Annotated in this window: 8 protein-coding genes and 1 pseudogene; 1 reads left to right on the forward strand and 8 read right to left on the reverse strand. The window is 40.0% G+C overall.

The annotated features are described in order from the left end of the window. Positions 1-124: 124 nt before the first annotated feature. Entirely contained in the window at positions 125-940 is an 816-nt protein-coding gene (locus tag HVN35_10585; protein NYB52989.1) for a zinc ribbon domain-containing protein, read from the forward strand. Positions 941-1054: 114 nt separating this feature from the next. Here HVN35_10585 and HVN35_10590 read toward each other — a convergent pair whose 3' ends face one another. The 8 genes and pseudogenes from HVN35_10590 to HVN35_10625 form a co-directional block, all read right to left on the reverse strand. Then, positions 1055-2020 carry a trypsin-like peptidase domain-containing protein gene (locus tag HVN35_10590; protein NYB52990.1) on the reverse strand — a complete coding sequence of 322 codons (966 nt, stop codon included), beginning with the start codon at positions 2018-2020 and terminating at the stop codon, positions 1055-1057. A 102-nt stretch (positions 2021-2122) separates the two neighbouring features. Further along, a pseudogene (locus HVN35_10595) lies at positions 2123-2224 on the reverse strand (zinc-ribbon domain-containing protein). A gap of 50 nt (positions 2225-2274) precedes the next feature. Beyond that, positions 2275-2706, reverse strand: a complete 432-nt coding sequence (locus HVN35_10600; protein NYB52991.1) for an ACT domain-containing protein — start codon at positions 2704-2706, stop codon at positions 2275-2277. A 138-nt stretch (positions 2707-2844) separates the two neighbouring features. Continuing rightward, positions 2845-4146 (reverse strand): phenylacetate--CoA ligase, encoded by a 1302-nt coding sequence (locus HVN35_10605; GenBank protein ID NYB52992.1) that lies wholly within the window; start codon positions 4144-4146, stop codon positions 2845-2847. A gap of 384 nt (positions 4147-4530) precedes the next feature. Beyond that, entirely contained in the window at positions 4531-5238 is a 708-nt protein-coding gene (locus HVN35_10610; GenBank protein NYB52993.1) for a superoxide dismutase, read from the reverse strand. A gap of 95 nt (positions 5239-5333) precedes the next feature. Continuing rightward, the gene (locus HVN35_10615) at positions 5334-6020 is read right to left on the reverse strand and encodes a peroxiredoxin (protein NYB52994.1); all 687 of its coding nucleotides are present in this window, start codon (positions 6018-6020) and stop codon (positions 5334-5336) included. A 349-nt stretch (positions 6021-6369) separates the two neighbouring features. After that, positions 6370-8160: a DUF11 domain-containing protein gene (locus HVN35_10620; GenBank protein ID NYB52995.1), complete on the reverse strand. Its 1791-nt coding sequence runs from the start codon at positions 8158-8160 to the stop codon at positions 6370-6372. Between the two features lie 574 nt (positions 8161-8734). Next, positions 8735-10753, reverse strand: coding sequence for a DUF11 domain-containing protein (locus tag HVN35_10625; protein ID NYB52996.1), 2019 nt, complete (start codon positions 10751-10753; stop codon positions 8735-8737). Between the last annotated feature and the right edge of the window lie 77 nt (positions 10754-10830).

A 10830-nucleotide genomic window follows, 5' to 3' on the forward strand; every position in this document is an offset into this window, starting at 1 on the left:
GTTAATTATAGTCGATTAGATATAAAAATAAATAATAAAAAATTATATAAAATTAATAATTATGTTTTTTTAGAGGTTAATTTAATGGTTAAATCTGTCGTAAACAAAGGATAGAGGTGAGTTTATGGTTTCCAGTGATGAAATTAGAAGAAGATTAGAGGCAAAAAGGAGGGGTGAAACGTTACATGAAGAAAAGAAGGTTGAAATGCATACTTTTAACTGTCCAGAGTGTCAGACAGCTAATCTTCCAAAGGCTAAATTCTGTGTGGGTTGCGGTAAGCCCCTGCCTAAGGAAGAAACACCTGGAGTACAACCAGTGCAAAGCAGCACAAAAACTCAACAAGCTTCACCCTCACCAGTAACTGAAAGTGAGGAAGGTGCTGATTATAAAGTATGCCCCTCATGTAATCAGAAAAATAAGCTAAACGCCAAATTCTGCATAATCTGCGGTCATAAATTTGAGGAAAATCTAGCAGCGGAAAATAGTCAACTGAAGAGTGTTCCAGAACCCGGGGTAAAAGATGAAACTGAAGTTTCCCCAGCTCATGAAGTATCCGAACCTGCATCTTCAGTTACTGAAGACTTTCCTGAAAAATCCACTGAAGATGTTCCGGATCTAGTTGCAGGAGAACCTGGCACAGAAGAGGATATTGCTGAGCCTTCATCATCAAAATCTGATGAAACACCTGCAGAACAACAAAAAACTCCAGATGTTCCTGAAATAAAGGTTCCAGAACATTTAAAACCATCTGCTGAATCAAATCTTTCTGAGTCAGAAACTGACGAAATACCACAAACAGGGGAATCTCCTCTCAAGGAACCTGTTCAAGATGTGGACCCAGTGGAGAAAATTAAAAAAGCCAAGGAACTTATGGACATAGGTGCTATAACTCAAGAAGAGTATGATGAAATAAAAAACAAGTATCTCAAACAGATTTAGTTTACTAAGATAACAAATACTTAATTAAAAATTGTATTTATGAACAGATTATGAGCATTGTATAGGTATAGATTAAAAAAAGATAAATAAAAGGGAATAAAAAAAAATTGGCTATTAAAAGGGGAGTATTGAACCTCCCACATTAACCCCATTTTCTTTGCACATGTTAATCACGTATTCTGAGGGAAGGAAAAAGTTGAAGCCCTGTTTTTCAAATCCTTCTACTAGAATCCCGATCACTTGATTGTTGTTGTTACAGACAGGACCTCCACTGCTACCACTGTCTACAGCTGCATCGGTCTGATAGTACACAGTACCTTTGGTTGAAGGTCTCTCAGCACTTACAATGCCACTGGTCAGGGTAGCGGTGTAAATACTATTCCAGAGTTGTTTACTTCCTCCTTCTGTTTTCATATTACTGTAGAAAGCAAACTGCTCTGTGGGATAACCGTATATGCGAACACTATCACCCACATTAACTTTCTGGTTGCTTAGGGGTAGGTAGGGTAGTTTACTTGCTTTATTTACCTTTATAATTGCCACGTCCCTTTCAGTGGAAGAATCTCCCATATCAATCAATCTAGCTTGGACAGGATTGTTAGCACTTTCTGGAAATGCGGGGCCCCTGACATAGATGTTGTTTTCATATTTTGTGGCCTTAACAGCACCAGCACTCATAAACTGGTTGGTCAATGTATCTAAATCAGATTCAGTTAAACTACTTACCATTTCTGGGTGGGCTTTCTTCAGGAAAATGTAAACTGCTGCTTTATCCACATAGAATTTTAAATCATCATCATTCATTCTCCGGATAACCCCTTTTTTCTGCAGATCCCATGGATCCCCAACAACATGAGCAGCTGTGGCAATGTAACCATCACTGGTGATTATAAAGCCAGAACCTGCCGAAATTCCATAATAATCAACTGTAACATCATAAGTTTTATTATCTGTGGGATCAGTTACTTTAGCAGCTCCTGAAACAGCAGAAACCAGGAAAACTGTGGCGTTTTGTGGTGAAGTGGCGGCTGGCTGATAAAGAACGTAAGCACCTGCAGCTGCTAATACTAAAATCACCACTGCAGCTGCAATAATCAGTTTATTATTTCCCAGAGCCGATTTTTTATCAGAAGGTTTTTTCTGATTACTTGCAATTGAAGGTGACTCTTTAATTGAAGGTGGAAGTTCGCTTCCACATTCTTCACAGAATTTAGCATTTTCAGGGTTATCAGTCCTACATTTTGAACATTTCAGTTTTACCCCTCCCTCTAGGTTAAATTGTATTTAATATGGTTATGCTCTTGGAGTTATTATATACAGGTAGAAAGTGAATGTTAAAGAAGATTAACATCCTCTGCTTTTAATATGTCAACCCCTTCATCTTCAAGAACTTTGATTCCGGCATCAAGATCCTCAGTGCGGATCACAACGATAGCTTTATTGGTTTTTTTCTCAACAAAGGCGTAAATGTATTCAACGTTAACATCAGCTTTGTTGAAAATTCCAAGAATAGTAGCCAGTCCACCAGGTTCATCAAGAACTTCCACAGCAATAACTTCATTGACTTTAACAACAAAGTTGTTTTCAGTCAGAACCTCCTCTGCTAGATCAGGATCAGGAACTATCATTCGCAGAATTCCAAATTCAGAGGTGTCTGCAATGGAAAGAGCCCTTATATTTACACCTGCATTTGACAGAACTTTCATAGCTTTCCAGAGTCTTCCTTTTTTATTTTCCAAAAATACTGATATTTGTTTTAACTTCATTTACGCAACCCCTTATTGAACTAATTTATTGACGATCTGATGAATAAATAAATCCCCTAATTTCATTAATATAAATGTCTGAATGTAATCTACTGAACTTAAGTTATTTCATCTAAATTAGAACTTGAGATTTATTAATCACCCTAAGCCTCTTTTATCAACTACTCTGATGGCTTTACCTTCACTACGGGGCAGACTTCCAGGTTCCACCAGGGTAACAGTTACTCTCAATCCGATTTCGTTGTGTATCTGTTTTTCTATATTTTTTTTCACCTGTTCCACATGTTTTACTTCATCAGAAAATAAAGCAGGGGATGTTTCCACATGAACCTCTAGTTCATCCAGTTGCTCAGGTCTTTTTACAATGATCTGATATACTGGTTCCATTCCAGGTATTTTAAGGAGTGCTCTTTCAATCTGAGAGGGGAATACGATTACTCCTCTGATTTTAAGCATATCATCGGATCTGCCGGTGATTCTATCCATTTTAATATGCGTCCTACCACATTCACATGGACCATGACGGAGGGCGGTTATATCGCGGGTCCGGAAACGAATAATGGGCATTCCTTCCCGGGTTAGGGTGGTTAGTACTAGTTCTCCTTTTTCACCTTCTGGTAACGTTTCAAGGGTGTTGGAGTCAATGATCTCGGGATAGAAATGATCATCGAATATGTGCAGTCCGGATTTCACATGACATTCCTGTGCTACTCCAGGACCAATGATCTCGGTGAGTCCGTAGATATTCAGGGCAGAAATGTTAAGTCTTCGTTCAATTTCATTTCTCATCTCCTCAGTCCACATTTCAGCACCGAAAACCCCTGCTTTTAGCTTAAGATCTTTACTATCCACACCCTCTTTTTCCAGAACCTCGGCCAGGTAAAGAGCATAGCTGGGTGTGCAGGTAATTATGGTGCTTTGGAAATCCTGCATTATTTCAATTTGGCGTTGAGTGTTCCCGGCGCTGATGGGAATCACAGTTGCCCCTATTTTCTGTGTTCCATAGTGCACTCCCAGTCCTCCAGTAAAGAGCCCATATCCATAGCAGTTCTGGATAACATCCTTCTTGGTGGCTCCGGCCATGCTAAGGGTCCGGGCCATGACTTCACTCCATATTTCAATATCTCGTTTAGTGTATCCTGAAACAGTTGGTTTTCCTGTTGTTCCGGAGGATGTGTGTACTTCAACAATATCTTCTTCAGGAACTGCGAACATTCCAAAGGGATAGGCATCTCTAAGGTCACTTTTGGTGGTGAAAGGCAGTTTAATTATATCCTCCAGTGATTGAATGTCATCAGGACTTACTCCTTCCTGGTCAAATCTCTGTTTATAGTAAGGAACATTTTCATAGGCTCTTTTAACAACGTTCTGCAATCTTTTTAGCTGTAATTTTTCTCTCTGTGAGGCTGACATGCACTCAGCTCTTTCATTCCAGATCATTTCCACACCTCAAAGGTACCATAAATATAACTTTAAATAATTAATTTTGGTAGGTCTAACTTTAACATCAAATTGTCAAATTTGATTTTCAGCTTTTTATCATCTATTTACATAAACTATTATAAAGATACATTCATCTATTATAATAAGCTACATTAACCCTGTTATTTTTAGATTTCTTCAAAAAAATTCAGTGAATTGATTTAATACTTCCTAAATTCAAGCCAGAAGATTTTTTTAAAGTATAAAGACTTTCTATTAATTTATTTAAGATAATAATTATAACAAATCCATTAATTTCAATACTTAAACAGATGATTTTACACATAGACCTAATGATTTTACAATTTATTGGCTTGTTAATAAAAAAAGAAGATAGGAGAATCACTTTTTCTCAAAGGATTCTAGCCAGTCATCAAAGTTTTCCCGGAACTCTTCAAGTTTCATGTCCAGTATCCTACGGTTATCCACCAGGTTCAAAGCTCCTGATAAGAGTTCAACCTCCAGGCGGCGGTTGACTTCTTCCCAGTTGACGATGTTCCAGAAGGCCTCCACATATTCTGGGCGGACATTCTTGTAATCCAAATAATAGGCGTGTTCCCACACATCTAGAACCATTAAAACCCGGAAGTGGGGGATCACATTTACATTGTGTTTTTCAATCTGGGTGATGAAAAGCCGGTCCGTGCCCCTGCAAAAGGTTAAAGCAGCCCATCCTGAACCTTCAGTACTGACTGCTACCTGCGAGAATTCCTGTTTAAACCTTTCAAATGTTCCGAAATCTTTATTGATATACTTGGCTAGGGTACTCGTTGGCTCCCCTCCACCTTTGGGTGCAGGTGCCATATTCTCCCAGAAGAGTTTATGTAAGACGAATCCTCCGACATGGAAAGATAACTCCTTGGCCACGGCTTTCACATCAAATTCCAGACCGGGTCTGCTGTCAAATTTTGCAAGCAGTGCATTGGCACCATCAACATAAGCCTGGTGGTGTTTATCATGGTGTATCTGGAGCTGCTCTTCTGATATGTAGGGAGCCAGATCTCCGTAGCCGTAGGGTAGTGAGGGAAGTTCATATACTTTTTTTGCCATTTTTTATCACCTTCGTACAATCTTTTAGTATATTGAAGTATTTTTTATCCCATTCCCAGTTTTTTTAGGCTTCAATTAACATTTTTTTAGTTATCCTACCATTTATAGTAGTTTCTGTAACACAACCACCAGTCATAGCATTTATATTCTTTGGTTCTTTTTTTTGCAGTTTCCATGTCGGCAGCTGGAGGAATGATGAGTCCTTTGCCAATAATTTCATTACGGGGCCAGTTGGCGGGTATGGCCACGCTTTTCTCTTCAGCAGTTTGGAATCCTTCTATCATTCTGAGAATTTCATCCATGTTCCTTCCCAGTTCCTGGGGGTAGTAAAGCATGGCTCTTATAATACCCTGTGGATCAACGATGAACACCGCCCGGACAGTGTTAGTGCCTTTGTTGGGGTGGATTAAGCCCAGAGTGTTGGCAACTTTACCCGTGTCTGCGATTATAGGGAATTCAATGTCCACATCTAAGTTATCTGATATCCACTGAATCCATTTGAGGTGTGAGAAAACCTGGTCCACGGATAATCCGATAAGCTCACAGTCCATTTCCCTGAAACGCTCATAACGAAGCTGGAAGGCCACAAACTCAGTGGTACATACCGGTGTGAAATCAGCTGGGTGGCTGAATAAAACGAACCATTTGCCTTTGAAAGCTTTGGGTAGTTTCATCATTCCCTGGGTGGTTTGAACTTCCATTTTAGGAAATTTATCCCCTATAAGTGGCATTCCTAAACCTTTTTTCTTTATTTTTCTTAGTTCGTAAACTTTTTCTCCCATTTTTTACCCCCTTTGGTAAATTCTAACACTAATATTTTTGTCCCCTTTTTTAATTTATTTATTTTTATTTTAATGGTGATTTTATCAAAAGATGCGATGGAGATCTTTTGCATGGTGATATTTTACAAAGATGATCTAAAAGAGCGAATGTAATGTATCACTAAAATTTTCAAAATTAATTCATTAAATAAATTGAATCAATCCCCATTACCATAATAAGTGAATGCTATAAATAGATGGATTTTTAGGGAATGAAGATTTATATCAACAATTTTATATCAATTATGGATTCTAAAGTATGGGTTGGAACGAAAAATAGAAAAAGAAAGTGGAGGAGGGTTTCCTCCACTTATATTTTTTTGTGTGCTGATATGAGTCCGCCCAGTACCATAAATATGGTCAGGATAACGCCTACTGGCGGTAGTCCTGTGCTCTGCATACCCACGGTTTTTGAACTCACTGAACTTCTAGCTTGAACCTCAGAGGATGCTGCTTGAACCACTAGGGGTGCTGGTTGAGCATTTACTGATAGGGACTGTGTTTCCTCGTTTAAGGTGGGGTCGTAGGTAGTGGTTGACAGTTGTGGGTTGATGAGGAAGTTACCAGCACGTAAAAAGCGCAGGTTTAAAAGCAGAGTGGGGTCTCCCACAGGCACAGTTCCCAAATTCCAGATCAGGGTTCTGGTAACAAGATCATAGGTCCACTGGTTGCCTATATCATCGCTGGCTCCTGCAAACTCCATACCATCGGGTAAGGTGTAGGTCATCACCACATTTTCTGCAGCATCCGGTCCATTGTTACCCACTTTAAGAGTGTAGCTCACAACTTCACCAGCCACAGGATTGATCTTACCCGGTGTAACTGTGAGGTAGAGACTGGATTTGGGATTGATGGTCACATCCTTGCTCACGGTCTGATAATCTGTGGTTCCGTTTACTTTAGCCACACCCGCAGTTTCATCAGCAGTTAAAGTAGCCGTGGCCACACCATTAAGAGTGGTTTTGTCAATGATTTTACTTCCGATGCTTCCCTTATCTGTCTGGAACCTAACCGGAGTAAGATCCGGTATATGCCCCACTGAAGGGTTAAACGGAGTAACTGTAGTTCCGTCGAAGAAGTTGTTGAAACTCACTGTCACCAGACTGGTAGCACCATTATTAACAGGGTTAGGAACAGCATCGATGGTCATATAAAGCCAAACAGTAGGAGCCGATACTCCTGAAAGCAGATCTGAGAAGACTGGCTGGTTTAAACCCCACCAATTCTTTTCCAAGTCATTGACACCAGAAATAGCACGTACAGCGTTCCCAGAAATATAAGCAGTGTTACCCGAAAAACGGCAGAAATTAGCAGTCAGGCCTTCAAGGAGATTATATATTGCTCCTCCTTCAATTGCAGTATTGCTTAAGAAGTTACACTGGTTAATGTTGGATGTAGCAAAGTTGTAGATGGCTCCACCTGTCTTGGCAGTGTTACTGGTGAAAGTGGTACAATTAATAGTCAACGGACCACAATTGAAGACACCACCACCTAAATCAGCTGAGTTTCCACTAACCGTACACTGAGACATACTCAACCCACCCATATTGTAGATACCACCACCACTTGGAGCAATGTTAGCCCTGTTATCACTAACAGTACATCCAAACATAGTCAACGTACCCGTATTGTAGACACCACCACCAATATATATAGCGGTGTTTCCACTAATTGTACACTGAGTCATATTCAAAGTACCCTGATTGTAGACACCACCACCACCGTTACTATTGCCTCCGTTTCGTATGGTGAAGTTGGTTAGGTTCACGGTTCCGGATTGGATGGTTAGTGGTCTTCCGTTGTTTGTTCCGTCGATTATGGTGCCTGTTTGGCTTTGACCGATGAGGTTTACGTTCTTGTTAATGGTTATGTGTTCTTGGTAGGTTCCATCCGCTACGTAAACTGTTCCACCGTCATCCACGGTGTTGGTTCCGTTTTGTATGGTGGCTTTGGCCTTGTCAGGTGTTGATCCATCGTTGTTGTCATTTCCCGTGGCATTGTTAACGTAGATGGTGTTTGCAGCAGTAACTGTAGAAACAGTAGCAAATAACAGAAATAGCAGACCTAGAAGAAGGATAATTTGGTTTTTTCTTGTTTTCAAACTTTTTTCACCTCCTTTTATAGTTGATAAATCCCATAAACATTTTAGTTGGGAAAATTCTACCAAGGAGGGTATTCAAGCTTGTATTTTTGGCAACAATTATACGAATTATACCCTCATATAACTAATATTGTGGTTATATTCCATTTATCAATTTTTCGAAAAAAATAGCCACATGGATAAGCAAAATATGAATTCATAGTAATATTTCGCATCTTAATATACATATATTGATGACATATCTTTTCACAGAGACATTTTTTATATCAGAAATAAGATAAACGGAATCTTCATATCAATATAGGATAAAATCTCTTTCTCAGAACACATCACCTTTAAAACTAATACCAATCGCTCATATCTATCAAATTTACACATAATAAATGTATAGCATGTTTTATGACGTTTAACTGGGTTAAAATAATTAAAAGGATGTTCTCAAAGAATAGAGTTTTTGATTGGGTAAACCCGCCTAGACTACAATGTTCTATATATTTGTCCTTGAAAAATCTATAAAAAAAAGAGATTCCTGGGGAAAAAATAGAAAAAGAAAGTGGAGGAGGGTTTCCTCCACTCATATTTTTTTATGTGCTGATATGAGTCCGCCCAGTACCATAAATATGGCCAGGATAACGCCTACTGGTGATATTCCAGTGCTCTGCATACCCACGGTTTTAGAACGAACTGAACTTCCAGCTTGAACCACTAAGGGTGCTGCTTGAACATCCATGGATAGGGACTGAGTTTCCTCGTTTAAGGTGGGGTCGTAGGTAGTGGTTGAAAGTTGTGGGTTGATGAGGAAGTCTCCGGCACGTAAAAAGCGCAGGTTTAAGATTAGAGTGGGGTCTCCCACAGGCACAGTTCTCAAATTCCAGGTCAGGGTTCTAGTATCACGATCATAGGTCCACTGGTTGCCTATATCATCGCTGGCTCCTGCAAACTCCATACCATCGGGTAAGGTGTAGGTCATCACCACATTTTCTGCAGCGTCCGGTCCATTGTTACCCACTTTAAGAGTGTAGGTCACAACTTCACCAGCCACAGGATTGGTCTTACTCGGTGTAACTGTGAGGTAGAGACTAGATTTAGGGTTAATGGTCACATCCTTGCTTACTGTCTGAGAATCTGTGGTTCCGTTTACTTTAGCCACACCTGCAGTTTCATCGGCAGTTAAAGTAGCCGTGGCCACACCATTAAGAGTGGTTTTGTCAATGATTTTACTTCCAATGCTTCCCTTATCTGTCTGGAACCTAACCGGAGTAAGATCCGGAATATGCCCCACTGCAGGATTAAACGGAGTAACTGTAGTTCCGTCGAAGAAGTTGTTGAAACTCACTGTCACCAGACTGGTAGCACCATTGTTAATAGGGTTAGGAGCAGCATCGATGGTCATGTAAAGCCAAACAGTAGGATCTGACACTCCATAAAGCAGGACTGAGAAGGTTGGCTGGTTTAAACCCCACCAATTCTTTTCCAAGTTATTGGTACCATCATTGGCGTATACCGCGTTTCCTGAACCACTACTAGCAGTATTACCTGAAATACGGCAGAAATTAGCAGTAAAAGTTACATAGAAATTATAAATTGCTCCTCCAGAAGATGCAGTGTTACTTAAGAAGGGAGACTGGTTGATGATGGATGTACCATGGTGATTGAAGATGGCTCCACCATTAGCACCGGCATTGTTACTGATGAAAGTGGAAGTATCTATAATCAGCGTACCATAGTAATTGTAGACACCACCACCATCATTAACAGCGGTGTTCCCATTAAATGTACATTGATACATAGATGGCTTAGCATAGTAATTGTAGACACCACCACCCTCATTAACAGCGGTGTTCCTACTAAATGTACATTGATACATAGATGGCATACTATAAATATTGATGTAGACACCAGCACCTTGAGAGACACCGGAGTTTTCACTAATTGTACACTGATACATAGTCGACGTGCCACTATCGAAGACACCAGCACCCGTAGCGGCAGCGGTGTTCCCACTAACTGTACACTGAGACATATTTAACTTACCCGTATTGTAGATACCACCACCATCATAAATAGCGGTGTTTCCACTAACTGTACACTGAGTCATATTCAAATTACCCCTATTGTAGATACCACCACCTCTATTAGCGGTGTTTCCACTAACTGTACACTGAGTCATATTCAAATTACCCTGATTGTAGACACCACCACCAATATTTCCGGTAGCGCGTCCGTTTTGTATAGTTAATTTGTTCAAGTTTACGGTTGTTCCCCATTGGATGGTTAGTGGTCTTCCGTTGTTGGTTCCGTCGATTATGGTGCCTGTTTGGCTTTGACCGATAAGGTTTACGTTCTTGTCAATTATTATGTGCTCTGGGTAGGTTCCATCCGCTACGAAAACTGTTCCACCGTCATCCACGGTGTTGGTTCCGTTTTGTATGGTGGCCTTGGCAGTGGCAGGTGTTAATCCATCGTTGTCATCATTTCCGGTGGCATTGTTAACGTAGATGGTGTTTGCAGCAGTAACTGTAGAAACAGTAGCAAATAATAGTAATAGCAGACCTAGAAGAAGGACAATTCCCTGTATATTTCTTGTCTTCAAACTTTTTTCACCTCCTTTTATAGTTGATAAATCCCATAAACATTTTAGTTGGGAAAATTCTACCAAGGAGGGTATTC

The sequence above is a fragment of the Methanobacteriaceae archaeon genome, from assembly GCA_013403005.1.
GTDB lineage: Archaea > Methanobacteriota > Methanobacteria > Methanobacteriales > Methanobacteriaceae > Methanobacterium.